Annotated in this window: 25 protein-coding genes; 18 read left to right on the forward strand and 7 right to left on the reverse strand. The window is 63.8% G+C overall.

What is annotated here, in order from left to right; all coding sequences use genetic code 11:
• The first annotated feature begins 43 nt into the window (after positions 1–43).
• From AC1DK4_RS28000 to AC1DK4_RS28010, 3 genes are read left to right on the forward strand one after another with little or no spacing between them, the layout of a single operon-like run.
• Positions 44–265: a BON domain-containing protein gene (locus AC1DK4_RS28000; RefSeq protein ID WP_441620441.1), complete on the forward strand. Its 222-nt coding sequence runs from the start codon at positions 44–46 to the stop codon at positions 263–265.
• Positions 262–867, forward strand: coding sequence for a lipid-binding SYLF domain-containing protein (locus AC1DK4_RS28005; RefSeq protein ID WP_441620440.1), 606 nt, complete (start codon positions 262–264; stop codon positions 865–867). Before AC1DK4_RS28000 ends, AC1DK4_RS28005 begins: the two co-directional genes overlap by 4 nt.
• Positions 868–877: 10 nt before the next feature.
• Positions 878–1,408, forward strand: a complete 531-nt coding sequence (locus AC1DK4_RS28010; protein WP_441620438.1) for a flavodoxin family protein — start codon at positions 878–880, stop codon at positions 1,406–1,408.
• 39 nt (positions 1,409–1,447) lie between these two features.
• On the opposite strand, the gene AC1DK4_RS28015 is transcribed toward AC1DK4_RS28010, so the two are convergent.
• The 3 genes from AC1DK4_RS28015 to AC1DK4_RS28025 all read right to left on the reverse strand — a co-directional run bounded on the left by AC1DK4_RS28015 (position 1,448) and on the right by AC1DK4_RS28025 (position 5,097).
• Positions 1,448–2,965 carry a bifunctional aminoglycoside phosphotransferase/ATP-binding protein gene (locus tag AC1DK4_RS28015; protein WP_441620436.1) on the reverse strand — a complete coding sequence of 506 codons (1,518 nt, stop codon included), beginning with the start codon at positions 2,963–2,965 and terminating at the stop codon, positions 1,448–1,450.
• Between the two features lie 798 nt (positions 2,966–3,763).
• Positions 3,764–4,483, reverse strand: a complete 720-nt coding sequence (fnr, locus tag AC1DK4_RS28020) for a fumarate/nitrate reduction transcriptional regulator Fnr (RefSeq protein ID WP_441620487.1) — start codon at positions 4,481–4,483, stop codon at positions 3,764–3,766.
• A 182-nt stretch (positions 4,484–4,665) separates the two neighbouring features.
• The gene (locus AC1DK4_RS28025) at positions 4,666–5,097 is read right to left on the reverse strand and encodes a response regulator (RefSeq protein WP_441620434.1); all 432 of its coding nucleotides are present in this window, start codon (positions 5,095–5,097) and stop codon (positions 4,666–4,668) included.
• A gap of 264 nt (positions 5,098–5,361) precedes the next feature.
• Here AC1DK4_RS28025 and AC1DK4_RS28030 point away from each other — a divergent pair, with 264 nt between their 5' ends.
• The 6 genes from AC1DK4_RS28030 to AC1DK4_RS28055 all read left to right on the forward strand — a co-directional run bounded on the left by AC1DK4_RS28030 (position 5,362) and on the right by AC1DK4_RS28055 (position 11,459).
• A complete protein-coding gene (locus AC1DK4_RS28030) occupies positions 5,362–6,717 on the forward strand; it encodes a PAS domain-containing sensor histidine kinase (protein WP_441620432.1) in 1,356 nt (451 codons plus the stop codon).
• Positions 6,714–7,358, forward strand: coding sequence for a response regulator (locus AC1DK4_RS28035; protein ID WP_441620430.1), 645 nt, complete (start codon positions 6,714–6,716; stop codon positions 7,356–7,358). Before AC1DK4_RS28030 ends, AC1DK4_RS28035 begins: the two co-directional genes overlap by 4 nt.
• A gap of 139 nt (positions 7,359–7,497) precedes the next feature.
• Entirely contained in the window at positions 7,498–7,920 is a 423-nt protein-coding gene (locus AC1DK4_RS28040) for an Hsp20/alpha crystallin family protein (RefSeq protein ID WP_441620428.1), read from the forward strand.
• A 64-nt stretch (positions 7,921–7,984) separates the two neighbouring features.
• Entirely contained in the window at positions 7,985–8,821 is an 837-nt protein-coding gene (locus tag AC1DK4_RS28045) for a universal stress protein (RefSeq protein ID WP_441620426.1), read from the forward strand.
• 11 nt (positions 8,822–8,832) lie between these two features.
• Positions 8,833–10,191, forward strand: a complete 1,359-nt coding sequence (locus AC1DK4_RS28050; protein ID WP_441620424.1) for an MBL fold metallo-hydrolase RNA specificity domain-containing protein — start codon at positions 8,833–8,835, stop codon at positions 10,189–10,191.
• Positions 10,192–10,364: 173 nt separating this feature from the next.
• Positions 10,365–11,459 carry a zinc-binding dehydrogenase gene (locus tag AC1DK4_RS28055; protein WP_477131910.1) on the forward strand — a complete coding sequence of 365 codons (1,095 nt, stop codon included), beginning with the start codon at positions 10,365–10,367 and terminating at the stop codon, positions 11,457–11,459.
• A gap of 166 nt (positions 11,460–11,625) precedes the next feature.
• Here AC1DK4_RS28055 and AC1DK4_RS28060 read toward each other — a convergent pair whose 3' ends face one another.
• The 4 genes from AC1DK4_RS28060 to AC1DK4_RS28075 form a co-directional block, all read right to left on the reverse strand.
• Complete coding sequence (locus tag AC1DK4_RS28060; RefSeq protein ID WP_441620420.1) at positions 11,626–12,135, reverse strand: hypothetical protein; 510 nt, start codon at positions 12,133–12,135, stop codon at positions 11,626–11,628.
• A 254-nt stretch (positions 12,136–12,389) separates the two neighbouring features.
• Positions 12,390–12,593 (reverse strand): YgaP family membrane protein, encoded by a 204-nt coding sequence (locus AC1DK4_RS28065; RefSeq protein WP_267601401.1) that lies wholly within the window; start codon positions 12,591–12,593, stop codon positions 12,390–12,392.
• Between the two features lie 427 nt (positions 12,594–13,020).
• Positions 13,021–15,321 (reverse strand): heavy metal translocating P-type ATPase, encoded by a 2,301-nt coding sequence (locus AC1DK4_RS28070; protein ID WP_441620418.1) that lies wholly within the window; start codon positions 15,319–15,321, stop codon positions 13,021–13,023.
• Between the two features lie 7 nt (positions 15,322–15,328).
• A complete protein-coding gene (locus AC1DK4_RS28075) occupies positions 15,329–15,664 on the reverse strand; it encodes an ElaB/YgaM/YqjD family protein (protein WP_441620416.1) in 336 nt (111 codons plus the stop codon).
• Positions 15,665–16,140: 476 nt separating this feature from the next.
• Between AC1DK4_RS28075 and AC1DK4_RS28080 the strand changes: the two genes are divergently transcribed.
• From AC1DK4_RS28080 to AC1DK4_RS28120, 9 genes are all read left to right on the forward strand, one after another.
• Complete coding sequence (locus tag AC1DK4_RS28080) at positions 16,141–16,392, forward strand: hypothetical protein (RefSeq protein ID WP_441620414.1); 252 nt, start codon at positions 16,141–16,143, stop codon at positions 16,390–16,392.
• A 111-nt stretch (positions 16,393–16,503) separates the two neighbouring features.
• Positions 16,504–19,086, forward strand: a complete 2,583-nt coding sequence (gene mgtA, locus AC1DK4_RS28085) for a magnesium-translocating P-type ATPase (RefSeq protein ID WP_441620413.1) — start codon at positions 16,504–16,506, stop codon at positions 19,084–19,086.
• A gap of 133 nt (positions 19,087–19,219) precedes the next feature.
• Positions 19,220–20,569 carry a phosphoribosyltransferase family protein gene (locus AC1DK4_RS28090; protein WP_441620411.1) on the forward strand — a complete coding sequence of 450 codons (1,350 nt, stop codon included), beginning with the start codon at positions 19,220–19,222 and terminating at the stop codon, positions 20,567–20,569.
• Positions 20,570–20,771: 202 nt separating this feature from the next.
• The gene (locus AC1DK4_RS28095; protein ID WP_441620409.1) at positions 20,772–20,924 is read left to right on the forward strand and encodes a hypothetical protein; all 153 of its coding nucleotides are present in this window, start codon (positions 20,772–20,774) and stop codon (positions 20,922–20,924) included.
• 516 nt (positions 20,925–21,440) lie between these two features.
• Positions 21,441–22,496, forward strand: a complete 1,056-nt coding sequence (locus tag AC1DK4_RS28100; protein ID WP_441643468.1) for a Bug family tripartite tricarboxylate transporter substrate binding protein — start codon at positions 21,441–21,443, stop codon at positions 22,494–22,496.
• A 19-nt stretch (positions 22,497–22,515) separates the two neighbouring features.
• Positions 22,516–23,274, forward strand: a complete 759-nt coding sequence (locus tag AC1DK4_RS28105; RefSeq protein ID WP_441620405.1) for a class II aldolase/adducin family protein — start codon at positions 22,516–22,518, stop codon at positions 23,272–23,274.
• Between the two features lie 73 nt (positions 23,275–23,347).
• On the forward strand, positions 23,348–23,833 hold the full coding sequence (locus AC1DK4_RS28110) for a thiamine pyrophosphate-binding protein (RefSeq protein ID WP_441620403.1): 486 nt from the start codon (positions 23,348–23,350) through the stop codon (positions 23,831–23,833).
• 297 nt (positions 23,834–24,130) lie between these two features.
• Positions 24,131–24,634 (forward strand): hypothetical protein, encoded by a 504-nt coding sequence (locus AC1DK4_RS28115; RefSeq protein ID WP_441620402.1) that lies wholly within the window; start codon positions 24,131–24,133, stop codon positions 24,632–24,634.
• Positions 24,634–24,882 (forward strand): thiamine pyrophosphate-dependent enzyme, encoded by a 249-nt coding sequence (locus AC1DK4_RS28120; protein WP_441620400.1) that lies wholly within the window; start codon positions 24,634–24,636, stop codon positions 24,880–24,882. Before AC1DK4_RS28115 ends, AC1DK4_RS28120 begins: the two co-directional genes overlap by 1 nt.
• Positions 24,883–25,077: the final 195 nt, after the last annotated feature.

The raw sequence follows: 25,077 nt of genomic DNA on the forward strand, positions 1-25,077 counted from the left end.
CGGCACTGCGTCGCCACGATACACAAGCGCACCGGAGAACACGATGAAGAGCGATGCGAAACTCAGGCAGGACGGCCGCGAGGAACTGGAGTGGGTCCCCCAGATTTGTGCCGCGGGCATCGCTGCCCAGGTCAGCGACGACGCCAGCAAGGTCATGTTGTCCGGCACGCTGCGCAACTGGGCCGAGATCCGAGCCGCCCGCGAGACGGCATGGTCCGCACCGCGCGTGACTCAGCTGGTGGCCCGCATGATGGTGGGGCCATGACGCGCACATTGCCGCCTGCCGCCAAGCAGCGGCGCCTGGCATGCCAGGCGCTCGCCGGAGTTGCCGTGCTGTGCTGCACCGCAGGCCTGCCTGCGGCCGCGTGGGCTGGTGCCGCCGACAAGGTCGTGCTGGATGCCGACGAACTCGATGCACTCTGCGAAGCCGTGCTGGCGCGCTTGTACGCACGCAATCCTGGCGCGCGGGCCTTGGCGGGCAAGTCCAGCGGTGTGCTGGTCTTTCCCGATGTGCTGGCCGGTGGCGCAGTGGCAGGCGTGGAGCAGGGTGACGGCATGATGCGCGGCGTGGGCGGAGACAAGGCCTATTACCGGCTCATAGGCGCATCGCTCGGGGTGCAGGCGGGCATGGGATCCAAGGCGGTCGTGCTGGTGTTCCTGACCGAGCAGGCGCTTGAGCGCTTTCGCGCCAGCCAGGGCTGGACCGTGGGTGTGGACGGATCGGTATCGATCCTGAGCCTGGGCATCGGGGCCAGCATAGACAGTAATACCGTGCGGGGTGACATTGTGGGCTTCGTGCTGACCAACAGCGGCATCATGATCAACCTGTCGCTCGTCGGCACGCGGATAACGCGGATCGAGAGCTGAGGAGCCATCGATGGAAAAGATCCTGATCGTTTATTACTCACGCACCGGGACGTCGCGCCAAGCCGCGGAAGAACTGGCTGCGCACACCGGCTGGCCGATCGCGGAAGTCGGCGACCAGGTCAGCCGCGCCGGCTTGCTGGGCGATGCCCGCTGTGTACTGGACGTCCTGTTGCAGCGGCATGTAGGTTACCGCTACGCTGGCCCTTCACTGGACGAGTACCAACAGATTGTCATCGTCGCGCCTGTCTGGGTTGGCCACTTGGCCGCGCCTATGCGCAGCTTCCTGCGTGACAGGCTGCCACTGACCTGTAAGACGTCGGTGGTCTGCGTGATGGCCCGGCAAGGTGGGTTCAATGCGGCAGAGGAAGTTGCCCGCCTGGCCTCGGAGGCGCCGTCACCGGTCATTGCGCTGCGCCAGAGCAATGTGGCCAGCGGGGCAGCGCTGCAGGCGCTGCGTGCCTTCGCGGCACAGGTGGAGGCAGCAAGCGCACGGGCCGACACCGCGCAACGGCCTGCCTGGCTATCGCCCAAGGAAGCCTGACCTGGCAAATCTTACGTCGATGGCACAGCTTGATCCGCATCAGCCAGTTGATCTGGCGTCGCCAATACGCACTACATGGCGCCATTCATCGCTGCCCAACGGCTCCTGCACGCGCCGCTGCCACTCCAGCACCTGAAGGTCGGCGTCGGACGGGTCCCCACCCTGGCGCGCGCGCGCGGCGATGCGTTCGCGCAGGGTAGCCAGGTCGGCACTACAGTCGACGATGGAGAACGCCACGCCCCGGCGCGTGGCCAGCGACGCAAACCGTAGCCGGTGCTCGCGTGCAAGGAAGGTCGCGTCGGCGATCATGGGGAAGCCAGCGGCACTGCCAAGCCGGCAGATTGCTAGTAGTCGCCCGTAGACGCGGGCGGTGTGTTCAGCCGTGTAAAGATCGCCTTGTGAAGCGACTTGCCTATGTGGAAGACGTTTGCGCTCAACGTCCGCGCGCACGCGCACCATGGCTGCGGCCACCGCGATCTGCTGGGCAACGGTGCTCTTGCCGCTGCCCGATAGGCCATGCATGATGGCGATCGCGCCCGGAGGCCGCGTCAGGGTAACGCTGGCCAGCGCAAGCAAATCGACGCAGCGCATCTGCATCGTCGCCATTTCCGCGGCGTTGCTCAACCCCGCCACGCTGCGCTGGTGCTCCCGCTCAAGCAGCACGCGGGCGCGCACCACGGCGCGCAGGGCCGTGTAGAACGGCAATAAAGCCAGGCCGGCATAGTCGCCGGTACACTCCAGGTAGGTATTGATCAGGCGATAGGCAAGATCTTGCCTGCCGGCATGCAGCAGGTCCATGAAGAGAAAAGCGATATCGCTGATCGTGTCGATCCAGCGCAGCCCTGCATCGAATTCGAGGCAGTCGAAAGGCGTAGGGACACCGTCGATCAAGGCGATATTGCCGAGATGCAAGTCGCCATGGCACTCCCTGATATGACCACTCTCCAGCCGCTTCTCAAAGGCGGGGTGCAGCGAAGCGGCCCGCTCGCGCAGCAGCGCCGCCAGGTGTGATGTTGCATCGGTGGCCGAGGCGAGCATGGCAACGCGCGCGATGGCCTGCTCCGCCACCGCCACGATCCGTCCTGGCGTGCCGTGCCCGCTGCTGGCCACTGCTACGGGCGCAGCCAGATGGATCGCGGCAAGCCGATGGGCCAGCGTCTCGATATGCGATGCGGTCAACCGGTCCGACTCTGCCATGCGGCAGAACAGATCTCGCTGACGGAAGCGGTGCATCTTCACCACATACTCCAGCGCTTCGCCAGTGCCTCCTACCCGGACATCCCGCTGGCCAGGGCCCGCCACAATCGGTACCAGGCCGAGGTAGAGCGCCGCCGCCATCCTGCGATTCAACTCCAGTTCGGCTTCGCAATCCGCTTTGCGTGCAGCCAGAGTGGAGAGGTCGACGAAATCCAGGCGCACCGGCTTGCGCACTTTGTAGGCAAAGGCGCCGGCCAGGAACACTTGCGAGATGTGCGTCTCGATGACGCTGACTTTGCCCACGGGATGTGGGTAGGCCGTGGGGCGCATCAACGCTTGCGTGAGTACCGCCGGTTCCATGCCGGGCCCTCCCAGGTGCCTGCCTCCCCGATCGGGCCAGGTCATATGCCCATGCTATGCACGTGGCCGGAATTCGGATTGACGCGGATCAAGTTGGCCGGCGGCGACCCGCCTATATTGAAGCTTGAAGCGGAATGAGGGTTCGGCGCGCGACGCCGCGGACACTTGTTGTCGGGGGTCCATGCGCCTGCGACGGGAGAGAGGCGATGAGGAGGTCCGAAGAAGGTCGGGGTGGCGGCTCCACGCGTTCGCGTGGCCTTGCGGCTTGCCTTGCCGCCATGCTTTGCGCCGGCTGTGCGTCGGAACCGAACTGGCTTCGCCCGCCCAAGCCAAGGGCGGAGGCCACCGTTCGTGGCGATCCCGGCGTTGCCCGCAATGGCGCCGGGGGCGACAAGATCCGGATCACGACACCTGACTTGGCGCAAGCCGCTTGCCCGCTCTCATCGGCTCATTGAGAGGATCCACCTTTCCGTGCCCGGGAGCCTGCGATGTCCAATTTGACCAAAGAGCAGATATCCAGCCTGGTCACTGTGCTGGACAGCAGAGAGCAGAGAATCCGCGGCCAGATGGACGCCGCTGCCGTTTCCCGCACTGTGTCCGCCGAGCGAGAACCGAGCGACGACTCTGATCTCGCCAAGCATGGCACTTCCATGGCGGCGTCGGCGGTGTCGGCGGGAGAGCATGCGCACGTCTTGGGCCGCGGCAGGCCCGCCGCCGCGCATATGGCCGCCAATACCCGCTCGCTGACGGCAATGCAAGTGCTACTCAAGCGCACCATGCAAGTCCCACTGCAGGCCCCTAGATCCGGTCCAGTGCGTCAAGATCCATCAGGGTCACGCGTTTTCCCTTGACATCGATGAGGCCGTCGCGCTGGAAGCGCGACAAGGTGCGGCTGACGGTCTCGAGCTTCATGCCCAGGTAGCTGCCGATCTCTTCGCGCGTCATGCGCAGCGTGAGTTCGCGGCGGGAGTAGCCGCGCACCTGCTGGCGGTCCGAGATATTGAGCAGGAATGCCGCCACGCGCTGCTCCGCGGACAGGCTGGCGAGCAGGAGCATGACGCCCGATTCGCGCACGATTTCGCTGCTTAGCATCCGGTGCACATGCTGTTGCAGCGAACGCATTTCGCGGCAGAGTGCTTCGAGCAGATGGAAGGGAATCACGCATACCGCGCTGTCTTCCAGGGCGATGGCATCGCAGGCGTGCCGCTCGGTGCAGATGCCGTCGAGCCCGAGCGTCTCGCCGGTGAGGAAGAAGCCGCTCACCTGCTCGCATCCGTTCTGGTGGGACACCACCGTCTTGAATGATCCGGAACGCAGGGCATAGATGCTCTGGAACGCGTCGCCGGCACGGTAGAGCGCTTCGCCGCGCCGCACCATGCGCCAGTTATGGATCACGGTATCCAGCCTAGTGCGATCCGCGTCGTTCAGGTTGCCACCCATGCAGATGGCGCGCATTGCGCAGCTGGAGCAATTTGCCTTGCGGGTCACACCTGCTGGCGGCGCGGTGTCCCTGTACATGGACAGGGACTCAAGGACTTCAGCACCGATGGGGGCGACAGGCATTGCCGCCGGTGTTGCCCGCTGCAGATACTCTGACATGGTTGCTTCCTTTGTCTCCTGGGCCCAGCCGGTCCGACTGGCCGCTGTTGTGGTTCGCCCTCGCTGCCGGCACCAAGCGCGGCGCTAGAGCCCCGCGCTGGCTATGCCGCTGTGGACTCCTGGACCGTACCCGTCGCCGCGCTCTTGTCCGCTGCCAGGCGGAGCAGGGCGCGGCGCAGCGCGTCGCACTCCGTGGTCTTGTCGAAAAAGAGCGATGCACCGGCCTGCAGGTAGGCACTACGCATCGGCGGCACCGAGCAGTTGCTAAGTACGACCACCGTTACGTGGCGACGCATCCGCTTCAGGTCCTGCAGCACGTTCAGCCAGGATCTTTCGTGCCGGTTCAGGCTGAGAATGACGACATCGGGCAGAAGGATCTGTGCTGCCAGCAGGGCCGCGCACGCATCCCGGGCCAATGCGAGCAGTTCCAACTCTTTGATCGATCTCAACATCCTGGTCTGCCGCGCGCCGATCAGGGTAGAGTCCTCGAGCAGCAGTACAGTCAGGAGGTCGGGGCGGGCCGGGTGGTTCATGCTTCCGAGTATGGTTAATGGCGGGGCCTCTCGAAAGAAGGGGCGGCTGAGAGTGTCGTCGGGAAAGAGAGCCTCCTTGTCAGGAAAGCCTGACAAGGGTCATCGGCTATCCGGCTGATGGCGCCAGATGCTTCCGTCTCGCAAAATTACAGGCGCATCACAATTTGCGTGTGCATTTTGCGCGGATAGCCTACCTTAACAGGAGAGTCTCCGGCGGCCCCCGGCAGGACTTGCCGAGGATCCAGAAGCACTCCGTGACCAGCCATGGCGATCAAAGAGCCTCCTTCACCGAATCTGCCTTCTGCGGCGAAGACATCGCTTCATGCCAAGCTTGGCGAACTGGCGGTGGGCGGCACCGTGCTCTTGCTGTTGATGTCGCTGGCGCTGTGTTTTATCACCGCGCTTGCCCCACGGCCTGGGGGCCTGGCCGCGCCGATGCTCGGCGCCTGGGGACTGGCCGTGGCCGTGATGCTGTCCCTGCTGCTGGTGCGCTTGCGGCGGCTGCAGCGTGACGCAGAAGAGAACCTGGCGCGTACCCAGGGCAGCGAAGCCCGGCTGGCAGGGATCATCCGCTCGTCAATGGAAGCGATCATCACGGTGGACGAAGGCCAGCGAATCGTGTTGTTCAACCCCATGGCGGAGCATTTGTTTGGCTATGCCGCCGCGGACATGATGGGCCGCCCTCTGGCGGACCTGATTCCGGCGCGTTTCCGCTTGGCCCATGAGACGCACGTGCGCCGGTTCGGCGTCACTGGGGTCACGGACCGGCAGATGGGCCAGCAGCGGGTACTGCATGCGCTGCGGCAGGACGGCACGGAGTTTCCCATCGAAGCTTCCATTTCCCAGATGCAGGAGGGCGGCGGCAAGCTGTTTACCGTTATCCTGCGGGACACGACGGAGCGGGTGCGGGCGGAGACGGCCTTGCGGCAGTCGCGGGAGGAGCTTCAGCAACTGTCCGACCGGGTCGAGGCTTCGCGGGAAGAGGAACGTCGCCGTATCGCCCGCGAATTGCACGACGACCTCGGCCAGCGCCTGAGCGCGCTGAAAATGGACCTTGCTCTTCTCGCCAGCGACCTCAAGGACGCTGGAACCGCGCCCGGCTTACTGGACCAAGCTGCAGCCATGCACCTTGTCATTGACGAAACCGTGGCTTCGGTGCGGCGCATCGCCGCGGACCTACGCCCGGCCTTGCTGGACGAGCTTGGCCTGATTCCCGCGATCGAATGGCTGGCGAAGGAATTCTCCGCACGCTACGGCATCACTGTCATCACCCATGCCGCCGAGGAGGAAGACGTCGGCGAGCAGGCGGCCATCGCGGTGTTCCGTATCGTGCAGGAGGCGCTCAGCAATGTCGTGCAGCATGCTCAGGCCGACCGTGTCGATATCGAGCTGGTTCGCCAGGAGGAACATTACGAGCTGACAGTGCGGGACAACGGCCGCGGCAATCTCCCCAGGCAACCTGCCGGTGGCGAGCGGGTATCGCTTGGGCTGGTCGGGATCCGGGAGCGCGCACGGCTGCTTCGCGGCACCGTGGCGACCAGGCAAGCGCCTGGCGAAGGCTTCTGCCTGACCGTGTGTTTCCCATTGACCACGACTGCGAGCGCGGAGGCAAGTCCATGATTCCCGTGATGATCGCCGACGATCACGCCGTGGTGCGCGACGGGCTGCGCCATATCCTGAGCCGCGCGGGCGGCTTCGATGTGGTGGGCGAGGCGGTGGATGGCACCGCCGTGCTCCAGATGGCGCGCGAGTGCAAGCCCCGCGTGCTCTTGCTGGACCTCTCCATGCCGGGGCGCAGCGGGCTGGAGCTGATCAAGCAGTTGCGCGTCGAGCAGCCCGCACTGCGTATCCTGGTACTGACTATGCATGCCGAGGAGCAGTACGTGGTGCGTGCGTTCCGGGCTGGGGCGGCGGGCTACCTGACCAAGGAAAGCGCCGCCACGGAACTGGTCAGCGCCATCAGCAAGGTCGCTGCGGGCGGCACCTACGTCAGCCCGGCAATGGCCGAGAAGCTGGCCAACAGCCTGCAGGACGAACATCTCGAGGATCCCCACCTACACTTGTCGGACCGCGAGATGGAGGTCTATCGACGCCTGGTGCTGGGCGAGCCGTTGACTGAGATCGCCGCCGGCCTGTGCGTGAGCGCCAAGACAGTGAGCACCTACAAGATGCGGCTGATGGAAAAGCTGCAGGTGCCCAGCGAGGCGGCGCTGGTGCGCTATGCGATCCGCCATCGCCTGTTCGGCGAAGGCGACCTCTAGACCAGCCCTGGCCCCCGACGACGTCTCGCTGTCCGTCGACGCCGCGCTTGATCTGAGACAAGGCGCGTCAAGCATGCTGTGCCACCATGAAGTGGAGGTCCGCGCCTCATGCGGACCCGTCACTCCAAGGAGGCGACAAATGAGCAATCTGAGGATCTACGATCCGCTGTCGATCGAACCGGTTGGCGACATGCTGCAAGGCATGTTGCGCGCGTTTCGCGGCAACTACGAAGGGGGCTTCGCATTCAAGGTCGATGTGACCGAGACCGACAAGGCCTACAACCTGGTCGCGGAGATCCCCGGCGCCAGGAAGGAAGATATCGAAGTGTCCGTCGATCGCGGCACGGTGATGATTTCGGCCAAGGTGGAGAAGTCTTCCGAGCAGAAGGAAGGCGAGCGGGTGATCCGGCGCGAGCGCTACAGTGGCTCGATGCAACGGGTCTTTACGCTGGACAGTTCCGTGGACGAGGGCAAGGTGGATGCCAGCTACGAGAACGGCGTCCTTCGCGTGGTACTGCCCAAGAAGGAAGCCTCGCCGCAGCAGCGCGTGACGATCCGCTGACCCGGTGTTTTCCGGGTCCGCCCACGGGCGTGCTGGCCAATACAGCCAATACACGGAGCACATCATGGACTACCGAACCGTGCTGGTCGCGCTCGGAGCGGATCCCGATTGCGCATCGCGCGTCAGGATGGCCGCCGACCTGGCAGCCTCTTTTGGCGCGCATATCAATGGCGTCAGCGCCACCGGCCTGCGCATGGACCCGATCCGGGGTGTTGGCGATGACGCTGTGCGGTATATGGCGGCGTCCCGCCACAGGCTGCTGTCGCAGACAGCACGGCAGGGCGAAATCCTGAGCGAAGTCATGGCAGCGCATGCGCCGGGCGTGCCTTTTTCGCACCGCGTGGTGGAAGAGGAGACCGGCTGGGTCCTGGCGCGGGAGGCCCGCGTGGCCGACCTGGCAGTGATGGCGCGACCTGTGGCAACGCAGGAAGTGGCATCCCTGGGCGCCGGGGAGGCCGAGTACGTGCTGCTCAATGCCGGTCGCCCGGTGTTGCTGGTGCCGCCGGAGTATCGGCGGCTGCATGGCGGGCACGTGGCAATCGCATGGGACGGGCAGCGTGAGGCGGCCAGGGCCGTGGCCGATGCCATGCCTCTGCTGCTGCGCGCCAGCCACGTCACCATCGTCGGAGTCTGGGACGATCGCGGCGAACCGCAGGCAGACTCGGAGCCGGTGGCTGGTTTGCGGCATTACCTGCAGCGCCACGGCATCGTGGCCGGCGTGCGCAACGAGCAGAAAGCGTGGCCGGTCGGCTCCACCCTCCTTGACGTGGTTAGGACACTGGGGGCCGACATGCTGGTGGCCGGGGGGTACGGGCACTCGCGCATGCGCGAACTGATCATGGGCGGCACCACGCGCACGCTGATGCACCATGCGCCGGTGCCACTGCTGTTGTCGCACTGACGGAGCGCCCCATGCAGTTGCAATTTCTCGGCGCGACAGATACGGTCACGGGATCCAAATATGTGCTCGACACTGGACGCAGCCGTGTGATGGTGGACTGCGGGCTGTTCCAGGGCTACAAGGCGCTGCGCCTGCGCAACTGGGACCGCTTGCCGGTCGATCCGTCCAGGCTCGACGCGGTGGTGCTGACGCACGCGCATATCGATCATAGCGGATACCTGCCATTGCTGGTTCGCAACGGCTTTCGGGGACGGGTGTTCTGCACCATGGGCACCGCGCAGCTGTGCCAGATCCTGCTGCCAGACAGCGCGCACCTGGCGGAGGAGGATGCGCAATACGCCAACCGCAAGGGCTTCTCGCGGCATCAGCCGGCGTTGCCGCTCTACGACGGCGCGGACGCCGTGCGCGCCTTGCGCCGGCTCGATCCGCTCCACTACGACACGCGGGTAAGGGTGACGCCCGACGTGGAGGTGGAGTTTCATCGCGCCGGACACATCATTGGCTCGGCCATCGTGACGCTGCACGTGGACGGCAAGCGGATCGTTTTCTCCGGCGACCTGGGGCGGCAGCAGGACATCGTGATGCGCGCACCTGAGATCGTCCGCGAAGCGGATCACCTGCTGGTGGAATCCACCTATGGCGACCGCGCCCATTCCGCAGACGATCCGCTCGACAGGCTGGGTGAAATCGTCAGCCGCACCATCGGCCGCGGCGGCAGCGTGGTGATTCCTGCGTTTGCCGTCGGGCGCACCCAGGCGCTGCTGTACTGCCTCTACAAGCTGCGCCAGCAAAATCGCATTCCGCACGTGCCGGTCTACCTCAACAGCCCGATGGCCATCGACGCCACCACGGTCTTTGCCTTGCACCCCGACGAACTTTGGATCGACCGCGCCGCCTGCACGGCAGCGTGCAACCTGGCCATCCTGGTGCAGAGCATGCAGCAGTCCGTCTGGCTGAACCATGACCGCGCGCCCAAGATCATCCTGGCCGGCAGCGGCATGGCAACCGGCGGCCGGGTGGTGCATCACCTGGAGACATATGGCCAGGACGCGCGCAACACGATATTGCTGTCCGGCTTCCAGGCCGCCGGTACCCGCGGCGCAATGCTAGCCTCGGGCATGCGCGATCTGCGGATCCACGGCAAGCGGGTTGCCATCCAGGCTTCGGTGGAGCAAATCACCTCGCTTTCGGCGCATGCGGACGCCAACGAACTGATGACATGGCTTGGCGGCTTCGGTGGCCCGCCACGGCAGACCTTCGTGGTGCACGGCGAGCCAGCTGCGAGCGACGCCCTGCGGCAGCGGATCGAGCGGGAGCTGCGCTGGCCGGTCACGATGCCGGAGTATCTTCGTTCATATTCGCTGGACTAGCCAACGGAGGAACGGGAATGATGAAAAATGGCTCGCAAGACTGTGTCACACCACGACACTTGCAACTGTTAGGTGCGATCGTCCAGTGGGGGTTCCGTCGCGCCCCGCGATCAGCGAAAGATCGCCAGGGCGCATGACACCTAGGGGAAACCTAATTTGAACAGGAGAACCCGATGATCAGCATGAAGGCAGCGGTCTTTATCGAGCCCGGACGGATTGTCCTGCAAGACAAGCCAGTGCCGGATATCGGCGCGACTGACGCGCTGGTCCGTATCACTACCACCACCATCTGCGGTACGGACATTCATATCCTGAAAGGTGAGTATCCGGTCAAGCCCGGCCTGACCATCGGGCACGAGCCCGTGGGCGTGATCGAAAAACTCGGCAGGGAAGTCCAGGGATACCGGGAAGGGCAGCGCGTGATYGCCGGGGCGATCTGCCCCAGCTTCCATTCCTATGCTTGCCAGGACGGGCTACCTTCACARGACGGCCAGTCGCACGGACATGGCTACAAGCCGGCCGGTGGCTGGCGCTTCGGCAATACCATCGAYGGTACGCAGGCGGAGTACGTGCTTGTGCCCGATGCGCAGGCGAACCTTGCTCCCGTCCCCGACGGCCTGAGCGACGAGCAGGTGTTGATGTGTCCGGACATCATGTCCACCGGTTTTGCCGGCGCCGAGAATGCGGGCATCAAGATCGGCGATATGGTTGCGGTGTTCGCGCAGGGGCCGATCGGCCTGTGCGCGACGGCGGGCGCGCGGTTGCGCGGCGCGGCCCTGATCATCGCGGTAGAYGGCATCGACACGCGACTGCGCATGGCCAAGGAGATGGGTGCGGATATAACGATCAATTTCCATCAGGTCGATGTGGTCGACGAGATMCTGAAACTGACCGGTGGCCGGGGCGTCGATGCGGCCATCGAGGCGCTGGGCACGCAAGGGACCTTCGAGRCCGCGTTGCGTGTGCTCAAGCCGGGAGGCACGCTGTCAAGCCTGGGCGTCTATTCAAGCGACCTGCGCATCCCACTTGACGCTTTCCATGGCGGCCTTGGCGATAATCGCATCCTGACGGCGCTGTGYCCCGGTGGCAAGGRGCGGATGCGCCGCCTGATGCAGGTCATTCAGAGCGACAGGTTGAATCTCGGGCCGCTCGTCACGCATCGGTTCAAGCTTGATCAGATCGAATGGGATCTGAGGCATGATCCTGGTCTGGAGAATGTCGGCAGGGATGTCCGTGACCATGTGCCTGGCAAGGTAGCCTGGCGCTAGCGGTCTAGCCAGGTTTGCACGTGGTCATTGCCCGGCGAATGAGTGGCTGCCACGTGCTATCCGGCGTCGCTCAGGCGGATCGAAATGGCTTCACCCAGTCCACCCGCCGCCGGTCACCGGCGCGATCCGCCATGAAGGTAGGCTGGCCGGCGCCTCGCCTGCGTGCTCAACTGGCATGGGCGGGCCTCTTTCGCGAACTGGCTGCGGCGCCACCTCCTACTTCGGCGCCGGTGCCGTTCAACGCGGGATTCCACGCCGTGGCTTGTCTGAATTTCTCGAATATTTCCTGCACCGGCGCCACCATCGAAGCGGTATTCCCCGCCTGCTGCAAGCTCATCGCCTGGCATCGCTGCCAGGACTCGCCGATCTCGCGCATCTGTTCGACGATGGCGGTCTGGTTGTGGATGGCTAGACTCATCCACGCTTGCATCAGGTGCGCGCAATGCTCGGCTTCGGTGCGCAGGAAAGTGACTGGCAGCGCGGCGAGCGCGGCGATGTTGTTTGCATTGGCAAGTTGCGCACCCACTTCGCGCGTTGTCTTGATGTCCTTGCGGATGGCTTCCAACTGGAATTCAAGGAAACGCTGGCGGCTCTCCTGCAACAGGGTCAGCGCACGCAGGCCCGCCTCGCAATTGGCGCTGAAGTATGCGAGTGGGACGTCAGTCTGGTCCGTCATGGTCTCTCTCCGTGATTGGCGCGCATACCCTGTGCCGCTGCAACGCCATGCTTATTCCCACGCGGGAAGAGCCCCGGATTGGCATTGCTGGAAAGGACGAGTGCAGGGCATGCATGTCAGGCAACTCGTCTGCGAGATGCTTCTGAAGCGTGGCGGCCGCGCTCGTTGATCCACATCGAGCGTTGGGCCTTCCATGGCGTGTCGCCAGTGGGAATGGCGGCGACTCCTGGCCGTTGCCGCGGGCGTCGGCCGGATCAGCCGGGCTTTCCGCCCGAGGCCGGGCAGGTCCTGACGCCGAGCAGGCTGTAGAGAGGACAGATGCGGACGAGCCCCGTCAGGACCGGAATCACGCCGATCCATCCCCACACACCGATCGTGCCGGTGACGGCAAGGCCGATCAAGGCCAGGCCGACGACGATCCTGAGAGTGCGGTCAACCGTACCGATATTGGTTTGCACAGCGTCCTCCTTTCGATAGCCCGTTAAATACAGGTGCGGCGTCGCCGGGTTCGTTTCGCAATTCGGCGGCTGCACGAGCCCAATATATCCAGCTGGCTACCGGTGGCGTTGATCTATGGCAACTTTGATGCGTACCAGCGCTGGAGTGCCTGCCGCGCCGTTAAACGGCTCCCGTGTCAGCGGCCGCGTCGCGGGCACTTCGACTCGCAATAAACCCAGTCGCCTTCCATCTCATTGACGCGCAGGCGAACAGGCGACGACACGCTTGCCAGCCATGATGGTTTTGGTCCGTGTCAATCTGACTGCGGGCGCCGATTGTTCCAGTATTGTCGGTGACGCCGCGCGCGGCTTGATCCAGCGCAATGCGGCGCGAGGTGGAACGAGTCGTCGACCATTCTTTTGCCCTCATGTGCGGCGGCGTTGGCAATCAGGCGTCGCCCAACGCCTGATACAGCTCGTCCTCCTGCGCGAAATGCAGACGCAGAATCGCATTCAGCTCATACAACAGGTGCCGGACCTCCTGCGCGCTTTCCAGGTCGAGGCCGTCCGCCGCCTGGTCGGCGGCGATGCGCTCTAGCATGCCCACCAGATGGAATATCTCGCGATGCCCGCCGCTCAGGGCGGCCAGCGGGTCCTTGCCGCCAAGCCGTTGCGCCAGCTCCGGATACAGATTGGCGTCGTCGCGGAGCTCATGCGCGAGCAATTGCTGGCGCAATGCCTGATTGAGTTGCGCGAGTTCCACGGCCGCGACTCTCCCAGGGAGGCCGGCTACGCGATCCGCCATCGATCTCACTTGGCCGAGCACCTGTCTCAGTTCGCTGTGTTCGGCCTTCAGTTTCGTGGCTTCGGCCGGCGTGATTTGCGCGGGCCGCCAGTCCGGCCCTGGCTTGCGTGCCCGCAGTGCATTCAGGATCACCGCGACATCGATCAGTTCCTGCAGCAGCGCACCTGCCAGCGGCGGCAAGTAGCCGAACGCGGCTACTATCATCGCCGCCAGGGATAGCGCCATGCCCGCCACGACGCTCTGCACGGCGATACGGCGCGCGCGGCGGGCGATCTGGATCGCCTCAGCCAGTCGGTCCAGGCGGTCCACCAGCAGTACGACGTCTGCTGCCTGCGCCGACGCAGCGGCGCCCGCCGCGCCCATCGCCACCCCGACATCGGCAGCCGCCAGCGCGGGCGCGTCGTTGACGCCATCGCCGACCATGATGACCGTATCGTGGCGCTGCGCCTCGCGGATTGCCGAGAGCTTCTGCGCTGGCGTCTGCTGGGCGCGCACTTCCGTCACGCCAAGCATCGCACTGGTCATCTGCGCCACGTCGTCGCGATCTCCGGTCACCATGACCATGCGCCAGATTCCGGCCTGCCTGAGCAACCGCAACGCACGGGGCGTGTCGAGCCGGATCTGGTCCTCGAGCTGCAGCGCGCCGCCCATGGCGCCATCGATGCCAAGAAAGACGGCCGACGTGCCCTCATAGCTCATTCGCCGCAACAGCGCCGTGCTCCATGGCTTGGGCGCGGTTGTCTTAGCCACATGGGCCAAGGAGCCCATGGTGACAACGTGTCCGTCGACGATGCCTCTCAGGCCGGCGCCTGGCTCCTCGCAGACCTGCGCTGGCAACGCCAGCGCCAGGCCGCGCTCGCGTGCCGCGGCCACCAGCGCGCGGGAACTCACATGCACCGATGCCTGTGCCAGCGAGGCCGCCAGGCGCAGCACGTCGTCTGGCGCGTGTCCCGGCGCTGCCTCGATTGCCGAAACGTGGGCATGGCCGGCAGTCAGCGTGCCCGTCTTGTCGAAGAACAGCACGCGGCTCTGCGCCAGCCTTTCGAGTGCGGCGCCGCTTTTGACCAGGATGCCCCGGCTGGAACTACGCGACATGCCACAGACGATGGCCACGGGCACCGCCAGGATCAGTGGGCAGGGCGTCGCTACGACCAGCACCGCAAGCGCCCGCCGTGCATCGCCGGTAATGAACCAGGCCACACCAGCCACCACCAGTGCAAGGGGCACCAGCAGCAGGGCGTAGCGGTCGGCCATACGCATCGACGGGCTGCGGCTTTGCTGTGCTTCCATCACGAGGCGGACAATGCCAGAGTAGGTACTTTGTGCCGCCGTGGCGCCGGCAAGCATCTCGAACGGCGCTCCGGCGTTGACCACGCCGCTATGCAGCGGCTCGCCCGGCGCGCGACGCTGCGGCATCGCCTCGCCGGTCAGGGTGGATTCGTCCAGGTCAGCGGCCTCGATCAGCGTCCCGTCGACGGGTACCACTTCGCCGGCGCGTACGAGCAGGCGGTCGCCCGGATGCACGAGGTCCAGCGGCACCAGCCGCCATTCGCCCTCTTCGTAGCGGCTTGCCTCGCGCGGGGCGTGGCGCAACAGGGCGCTCATCTCGCTTGAGGCGCGCGCTTCCGCGTAGCTCTCTAGTGCGCGTCCGCTCGCCAGCATCAGGGCAATCACGGCCGCGGCGAAGCGCTCGCCAAGCCACCATGCGAAGCCGATGGCCAGCAGCGCCAGGACATCGACCCCAGCTTTGCGGCGCCATGCCGCCAGGACTGTGCCGGCACTCAGGGCGACCAACACCGGCAGGATGCCGATCAGCCACACGGTGCGGGCGAGCGCGGCCGATCCGAACCAATACAGCAGCGATCCTGCGGTTAGCGTGACCGCGGAGGCCGCCAGGAGCCCCAGATCGAGCCAGGGATGGCGGCGAGGCTCCGCGAGCGCCATGTCAAGATCAATCGCGGCGGGTGAGCGCGATGGCGAGAAGCGCCCCGCAGGCGGCGGCAATGGCTGCGGTCGTGCCAAGCGCGCGCCATGGGTGTGCCTGTACATACTCCTCGCCGGAATCTGCCCAATCCCGTACCTGCTCGCGGCCCTGCGCCTGCAACTCGCGTAGCCGCAGTTGCAATGTCTCCAGCCGTGTCTTGAACTGCTCGCGGGCTTGACCGGCTTGCTCGCCGGTCAAGGCGGCGGCGTCGCGCAGCAATGCCTGCACATCTGACAACAGGACATTGATATCGCGCTGTAGCGTGGCACGGTGCGCGGACAGGGCGGATCTGAGGTCGTTCACGGCGGTCTCCTGGCTGGTTCAACGAAGTGAATGCGGTGGGATGAGGCGTGTCGGATCCGCCATGGGGGATGGCGGAATGGTATCTCCAACTATAGGCAGGGCTCCGGCGCGTCGGTTGACCGGCGTCAAGTCCGGAAGGACGCTCCGCGCCACAGGCGTGATTGATCTGCATCAATGGCCGCCGAGCGCCCGACACTAGACTGAATGCACGGCACCGGCGTGCCTTGGCGACCCCTGGCCATCGCCGATGTACTCCATGGGCGACTTGATCGGCCCGTATCAAGGTCAGGCCAGGAGAAGCATGATGAGGATCGAAGAGAGTTGCCCGCTGTCCGCCGTTCATCTCCCGCATAAGTGCACACCGCGGGGCAGAGGCACGACCGCCATGTCGGTGCGCTGATGGTGACAGAGCCATTCGGAGGCGGCCAGCGCGCGATGGGCATCGTAACGGATCGCGACATCGTACTTGCAAGACCATGGTGCCTGGCATTCCCAACCTCGCTTACCAGTTGCTGGTGAACGTGCTGCAGGAGTTGCAGGCCGACGTCCAGGCCGGCACCGCCGGTTACCTTCAAGTGCTGGTGGCGGACGCGCAGTACCACCAGGCCGAGATCGGCTACCTGCAGGCGAGGACCCGGCGGCTGCAGGGCACCGCGGCCTTGTTCTTGGCGCTGGGCGGGAGTTGGGACGCCAGTGCTGCGCAAGCACAGGCAAGGCCGCCATCATGATTGGCCGGGCGATCCAGTACCTGGGCGAAACGGTGGGCCGGCTACGGTGCCAGCCTCCTGCATCGGCGCAAGGCGCGGCAGGTACCGCGCCGACGGACAGGCTCCGGCGGCGTGCCGGACGCGCTGCTGCGGGCCGCCGGCATTCCGCCGGCGACCCTGCTGCAGCAACTGGATACCAGCCCGGAGGGGCTGACAGGCGCCGAGGCCATCGCGCGCCTGCAAAACGTCGGCCCCAACCTGGTGGATCACGAGCGCCCGCGCCCGGCGGTGCTGGACCTGCTGCGCCGTTTGCTCAATCCGCTCAATGTGATGCTGCTGACCCTGGCAGCGGTATCCTCAGCTATCCACGACTACGACGCCGCCGCGGTAATTGCCGTGATGGTGATGCTTAGCGTTGGCTTGGCCACGGTGCAGGAGCGCCGCTCCGGACGCGCTGCTGCGGCGTTGCGCGCCATAGTGCATACCACCGCCACCACGCAGCGCCGGTCGGAGCCAGGGGCATTGCCCATCACCAGCGAACTGCCGATCGGCGCGCTGGTGCCGGGCGACATCGTTCACCTGTCGGCAGGTGACCTCGTTCCGGCCGATGCCCGGCTGCTGACTTCCAAGGACCTGTTCGTCAACCAGTCGGCCCTCACCGGAGAATCGCTGCCCGTGGAAAAGTTCGCGCTGGAGAGCGCTAGCGGCGACGGACCTGGCACGCTGGAGAATATGGTGCTGATGGGCACGGCCGTGGTCAGCGGCAGCGCGACCATCGTGGTGGTGCTGACCGGGCCGCGCGCCGTGTTCGGCGGCATCGCCCGCTCGCTTGAGGAAGAGACGTCCGGCACCGTGTTCGAGCAAGGCCTGCAGCGTTTTGCACGCCTGATGATCGGCCTGATCGTGATCCTTGCGCCGCTGGTGTTCCTGATCAACGGGCTGACCAAGGGAAACTGGCTGGAGGCGCTGCTGTTCGCGGTGGCCGTCGCCGTGGGGCTGACCCCCGAGATGCTGCCGATGCTGGTGACCGTGAACCTGGCAAAGGGAGCGCTTGCCATGTCGCGCCGCAAGGTGATCGTGAAACACCTCAGCGCCATCCAGAACCTGGGCGCCATGGATGTGCTGTGCACCGACAAGACAGGCACTCTGACGCAGGACCGCATCATCCTGAAGAAGCATGTGGATCTGGCGGGGCATGAGACCGCGCGTGTGCTGGAATTCGCCTACTTGAACAGCTACCACCAGTCCGGCTTGCACAACCTGCTGGACAAGGCGGTGCTCCTGCATGACGAGGTGGGCGAAACGCTGCGGCAGGAGGGCGGCTACTGCAAGATAGACGAAGTGCCGTTCGATTTTGAGCGGCGCCGCATGTCGGTTGTGGTGGACGGGCCGCAGGGCAGGCTTCTGGTCTGCAAGGGTGCGGTGGAGGAAGTCTATGCCGCATGCGCCAGCGCCGAACTCGGAGGGCAGGCCATGGCGCTTGATGACTCGCATCGCCACTCGCTGATGACGGTCTGCAACGCACTCAACGAAGATGGCTTCAGGGTGATCGCGATCGCCTACAAACTTTTGCCGCCGGCGCCGGACACGCAGCCGTATTCGGTGGCCGACGAATCCGCGCTGATCCTGCTTGGCTATATCGCGTTCATCGACCCGCCCAAGGATAGCGCGGCACCGGCGCTGGCCGCCCTGCGCGACAGCGGCATCGAGGTCAAGGTGCTGACCGGCGACAGCCCGGTGATCGCGCGCAAGATATGCCGGGAAGTCGGCCTCGACGTGGATCGGGCCGTACTCGGCGCGGACATCGACGGGCTCTCGTCGCAAGCGCTGGGGGAACTCGCGGAGCGCACGCAGCTCTTCGCCAAGCTGGCGCCGGCGCACAAGGCGGCCATCGTCAAGGCCCTGCGGGCGCGCGGACGGGTGGTGGGCGTACTGGGCGATGGCATCAACGACGGGCCTGCCTTAAAGACGGCCGACGTGGGCATCTCGGTGGACAGCGGCGCCGATATCGCCAAGGAGTCTGCCAGCATCATCCTGCTGGAAAAGAGCCTGTTGGTCCTGCATGACGGCGTGATCGAAGGTCGCAAGGTCTTTGCCAACCTGCTCAAGTACCTGCGCATGGGTGCTAGCTCCAACTTCGGCAATATGTTCAGCGTGCTCGGCGCGAGTGCCTGGCTGCCGTTCCTGCCGATGGCGCCGATCCAGGTGTTGACCAACAACCTGCTCTACGATTTTTCGCAGACTGCGCTGCCGACCGACAACGTGGACGACGATGCCGTCGGCCGGCCGCGCCGCTGGGAGATCGGCAAGCTCGGCCGCTATATCCTGTGCATCGGCCCAATCAGCTCGCTGTTCGACTACGTCACCTTTGCGACGCTCTACTGGGTACTGGGCGCCAGCACGCCCGCGCAGCAGCACCTGTTCCAGACCGGCTGGTTCCTGGAGTCGCTGCTGTCGCAGACCCTGATCGTCCACGTGATTCGCACGCGGAACATTCCCTTTGTGCAAAGCCGCGGCAGCACCACGCTGATTGCCACCACATTGACGATCTGCCTGATCGGCATCTGGCTGCCGTACTCGCCGCTGGCGGCGCCGCTGGGCCTGCTATCCCCGCCGGGCACGCTCTGGCTATTCCTGCCGCCGATCATCCTCGGCTATTGCTGCCTGACCTATGCGCTGCGCGGATGGCTGATCCGGCGTTTTTCGATTGACTGAGGCGCTATCCGGGGATCCGTGGCCCAACCCTTGATATAGCACAAGGACTGGCTTCGCCTACGGCCTATTCTGAGCGCAAGCGGGAACTAGCTCGCAGCGCGCAGCCGCCGCACGAAGGATGGGAGGCAAATCGATGAATTCGCCACTTGCCCGCTTTGCGGGGCGGGAGGAAGCCGCAGCGCAGCTAGCCGCGGCACTCTCCGAATATCGGGGCCAGCATCCCTTGATCCTTGCCATTCCGAAGGGCGGCGTACCCGTCGGTCGCGGACTCGCCGACGCGCTGGAGGGGCAACTCGATGTGGCACTGGTCAGCAAGCTGGCCGGCCCCGCCAACGGCATCGCCGCGATCGGCGCGGTGACCGAGAACGGCTGGACCTACCGCGTGGAGAACCCGGTAGGCGGGCAGCCCGATCCCATGCATTTTGCGCGGGAACGGCTGACAAAACTCGATCTGCTGCGGCAGCAATGTGCAATCTACACATCGCATCGCGCACGGCCTGACCCGCATGGCCGCGTCGTGATCCTGGTGGACGACGGACTCTGCACCGGCGCCACCATGATGGCGGCGATCCACGCGGTACGCAGGCAGCAGCCAGCCAGGCTGGTTTGCGCGGTTCCCGTGGGCACCCTCCAGGGGCTGGCGGCGGTTCGCGCCAGCGCCGATGAGGTGGTGTGCCTGCGCACCGCCGGGCCAGATCACGATGTCCACCATGCCTACCAGTGCTTTCCGGAGGTGGACGACGGAGTAGTCCGCGCACTGCTCTGGCGCGATATCGAACCGCACAATGCCGAGGCCATCGGAACGAAAACCCTGGCGGCCGCTGTGCCGGTAGGCATCCCGTGCGACGGCATCAGGCTGCACGGCGTGCTCGACGCCCCCGCCAGTCCTGTGGGATTGGTGCTGATGGTACATGCCAACGGCATCGACGACCATGCCGTGCGCAACCAGTATGTGGCGAGGAAACTGCGCGGCAGGGGGCTGGCCACGCTACTGGTGGACCTGATCGGGCCACGAGAGGTGATGCGGATGGAGAAGCGCCGGGACATCGCCATGCTGTCCGGCAGGCTGCGCGGGGTAATACAGGCGGTGCCAGGCTACGTGCACGCGCGGCTGCGTTTGCCGGCGCTCCCGCTCGGCTGCTTTGGCACCGGCACCGCTGCGGCCGCCGCATTGAGCGTGGCGGCGGAGGAGGGGACGGATTTACGCACGCTGGTCCTTGCCGCGGGACGCGTGGACCTGGCCGATGCCGAAATCTTGGGCAAGGTGACCATACCTACGCTTCTCGTGGTGGGCGCCAGCGATCCGGAGGGCATTCGGATCAATGACCTGGTGTTCGGCAGGCTTCGCTGTCCCCGGCAATTGCGGCTGGTGGCGGGCGAGGGCAGGGTATTCGAGGAACCCGCAGCGATTGAAGAACTGGCAGCGCTGACAGGAAGCTGGTTCTCGCAATTGCTTGCCGATGGGCGGATCGTTGTCGTGTAGGCATGCCCGGGGTTGTGCTTTTTTTACGTTGGTGGATACGGGGGCAAGGAGGGGCTGGCGCTTATCACCATACCGGCGCAATAGACTGGGCAGGCAGCAGTTTGCTTGTGGGCGCCAGCAAGCAATGCTTTCTTGACTATGCTTTTGATCAGGATTTCAAACTGTTGCGGAGTCAGCGCTGAGGGAATCAGGAAGGAACGCCATGAACAAGTCCAATAAGCAAGAGTGGAAAAAACGCGATCCCGATGGCGCGACACCGTATATGACCTTTGAGGAGCAGCGCTTCCGCCGTCCGGTTTTATACACCCTAAGTGAGCGTCTTAACGCGATTTCTTGGCCGGCACCAGCTTCTTGAAGTTATCGCTCCGCCTGACAATCGCCGCCGAGAACTCCGGCATACCTGGAGCGCTGATTCCAGAGTCCGGCCCATCTTTGACACGGGACTCGTGCGCACCTTGTATTTTGGTCAAGTGGCCGTGGTCAAGGCTAACGATGGACGTCACCAGGATGATTCGCTTTGTGTTGCCAGCGGCAAGCACTCGCGGTGATTGTGACAAGAGGACTACCTTCACGCCGAAGGAGCGCTTCATGCCTGCGGCTCGCCCTGGGCTGTAGAACTCGTCGCCACGTGGAGATACTGGTGGAGCCGCGGCGAAGTCCATTTCGCAACAATTGACTTTCGATAAACGTCCAAATGCCAAGGCGCCCCGGCCATGCCGAAATAGACTATCTGCTATATGCGAAGTGCCGTTGCCGGCAGCGTCAGCATATGAGAACTTGTGCGCAGGAGCCATTGACGCTCCTCGTTCGTGCGCAGCTTGGGTGCCCAGGCTAACGCGCGAGCGAATAAGAAGACAGCACTGGAGACTTTATGCTAGTCAGCACCTTTCACATCCCGCACACCGAGGAAGCGCTTGATTCAGACAGCAGACCCCTGTTGATGCGTCGCCGCACCTTTGTATCGATTGCGACCATTCTGGCGGTTGTCCTTGGTTCGGCTTCGGTTTTGGCGATCGCACAAGATGTCTACCCGAGCAAGCCAGTGACGATTGTGGTCGGTTTTCCACCGGGAACCGCGACGGATACCGTCGCCCGAGTAATGGCCGAGCGTCTTTCGAAGCGGCTTGGTCAACAGTTCATCGTGGACAATCGCCCAGGCGCCGGCGGGAGCATCGGCGCGGGTATCGGCGCACGGGCGAAGGCTGACGGCTACACGCTGCTGATCGGTGCGTCTGCGCCTCAGGCAATCAATCCCCATCTATACAGCAAGCTGACATACGACGCACAGAAGGACTTCGCCCCAATCGGTCTACTTACGTGGCTGCCGTATCTGTTCGTTGTCAGCAAAGAGAACTCCGCAAAGGATCTAAAGCAGTTTTTGGACGCGGCAAGGAAAGCCCCCAATACCCTGAGTTACGCGACAACAGGGGTAGGAACCACCAGTCATCTCGTGATGTCGGTCCTTATGTCGAAGGCGGGCGTGAAGATGGTTCACGTTCCGTACAAGGGAAGCAGCCAGGCGCAGACCGACATCCTCGGCGGGCAGGTCGCATGCACGTTCGATACTTTGGTTTCGGAACTGGCTATGGTGAAGAGCGGCAAGCTCAAGGCGCTTGCAGTGAGTACGCCTAAGCGCACAGAGATTTTGCCGGGCGTGCTGACTGCGGCTGAACAAGGGTTCCCGGGCTTCGATATGGGGGCTTGGCTTGGGCTCATTACGCCGGCCGGTGTGTCGGCCGATATCCGGAAAAAACTGGCGAAGGAGGTGAACATCATCCTGCAAGAACCAGAGACCAGAACGAAGCTGACTCAGCTAGGAGCCGAAGTTCGCACCACGTCTTCACCAACTGAGTTCGGGGCATTCATGAAGAGTGAGTACGACTCTTGGGGAAAGATTGTGCGTGATTTTGATGTTAAGGCTGAGTGAAGGAAGGAGCCAGAGCGAAATGGGAAAAATGAGTAGCTCCGAGATGAGTGAGCATGAATGGGAAACACGCGTTCAGCTTGCCGCATGTTATCGGCTAGTGTCGCACTTTGGAATGAGTGACCTGGTCTACAACCATATCACTGCCAGAATTCCCGGTCCCGACGACCATCTACTCATCAATGCATATGGGTATATGTACGATGAGATCACCGCGTCCAACCTGATCAAAATCGATATCCAAGGGAATGTGATCCGCAATGCCAATCCTGACTATGGGATCAACCAAGCTGGTTACGTTATCCATAGCGCTGTGCACAAGGCGCGCCAGGATGTTCAATGTGTTCTGCACACGCACACACGCGCGGGCATGGCGATCTCCAGCCTAAAGTGCGGACTACTTCCGCTGACTCAGACTGCGATGCGATTCGCGAAGATTGCATACCACGACTATGAGAGCGTCGCCTTGGATTTGAGCGAGCGTGAGCGGTTGGTTGCCGATTTAGGCGATCGGGATGCCATGGTGCTCAGGAATCATGGTCTGCTTGCCGTGGGACCAACTATCGCTCAGACCTTCAACACCATTTACTGGTTGGAGATGGCGTGCAAGGCTCAGGTCGACGCCCAGGGTTGCAACAGCGAATTGTATTACCCGCCCCAGGAAGTGATCGAGAAAACGCATCATCTCTATCGGCCGACAACGCGCAGGCCTTACGGCGAGATGGAGTGGGCCGCGATGCTTCGTCTAGTGGACCGCAAGGATCCGAGCTACAAGCTGTAGTTTGGGTCTGGCGCTTGGACTTGCCCGACGCGGCAAGCAAACGTCCATTGGCATTTTTCATCTAATCTACGTCATGCCCAAGCAGTACACGAACGGACGCAGCGCCTTCCTCCAACTCCTATTGAATGAAGGTGTGACACACTTATTCGGCAATCCCGGCACGACCGAATTGGCAATCATGGAGGCAGTACCGAGCTTCCCGGATCTGAGGTATGTGCTGGGATTGCAGGAGTCTGTTGTCTTGGGTATGGCCGACGGATATGCGCGCGCGTCGGGAAGACTTACCGCATGCAACCTTCATTGCACCCCGGGTTTGGGGCACGCGATGGGCGCGTTGTACAACGCCAAATTCTCAGGCTCGCCAATCATTGTTACCGCCGGACAATATGAGATTGGATATGGACTCACAGAGCCTCTACTCTACAAGCCCTTGGTTCCGATCGCCCAGCCGCTGGTGAAGTGGGCGGTCGAGGTCCAACGGGCCGAAGACCTACCCAGAATCGTCCATCGAGCAGCGAAGATCGCGCTAGCGCCCCCCAACGGGCCCTGTCTTCACTAGCTTGCCCGGCAGTATCCTCGACGAAGAGGCGGAGCTCGATATGGGAGCCGTCTCTCGTGTCGAACTCGGCACCCGTCCATCTGATGCGTTGGCGGGGAGGTTAGCCTTGCGCATTCTGACGGCGCGGCGTCCGGTGATACTGGCGGGCAAGGAGTTGTCCGACTGAGAAGCATTTGAGGAGGCGGAGGAGTTCGCCGAATTTATCGGGGCCGCGGTTTATCAGGAACCTGTGCCCTACAACACTAGGTTCCCCGCAGAGCATCCGAACCATGTTGGTGTATCCGGAAGCAGGAGCTGGTGAGGGCCACGTTGTCGGAGTACGACCTCTTGATATGCCTCCGAGCTGATCTGCTCCGCATGTCTCCATATGGCGCGATCGAGCCATTGCCCGAAAGCCTTCCGGTCATCCACCTTTCCGAGCGTCAGTGGGAGTTGGGGAAAAACTATGCGACTGATATCGCGGTCTGTGCGGACGTCAAGGAGACTTTGAGAGCTCTGCTTGATGGGTTGCGTGCGGGAAGCAACCAAGCCTACATCGATCAAGCAAAGGAGCGCAACGCGCAGTTGGCCTCGATGAACTGGAGCGTGAAGCGAGCACGAAAAGCCGAGGCCCTCCGAAGGCTGGCCGATCAGGTGCCGATCCATCAAGACTATCTGATGCTCCAGATTAGCGAAGTCTTGCCGCAGAACGCGATCCTTGTTGAGGAAGCTCTGACGTCAGCACCCGCGTTGGCTTCGGTTCTCAAGTCCAATGATTCACGAAGCTACTATGGCCTTGCCAGCGGCGGCCTTTCGTCGTAGTGAACAACCGGAGCTATCGTATTGTCAAGGAGCGGCCGCAAGCTCTCCGGGGTATGGACCACTTCGTGGCGATGGACATGACGGATCCGCCGATCGATTTCGTGCGTGTCGCGACGGGCTTGGGAGTCCACGCCAAGCGTATCTCAGACCCGTCGGCAATTGAAGCGGAGCTTCTTGCCGCTGTAAACTCCGGCGGCCCGTCGCTGCTTGAGATCATCGTGGACGATGGCTTCGCCAGTAAGAAGTGAACGACGTACGGAGCTTACACCACTGCAGAGACATCACTGTCGAGATTATCGGTACCGGTTACATGGCTCGCCGCCTCCGATGCGAGGAAGGCTATCAGAATAGTAGCTTCTTCCGCTTGGCCGAGACGGCGTTCCGGCGCGTATCAGCCGCTCCATAGCTATACTGCTGCGCGGTTGCGCCTGTGGTTACGCAAC

The sequence above is a fragment of the Cupriavidus sp. 05N38 genome (assembly GCF_056397345.1).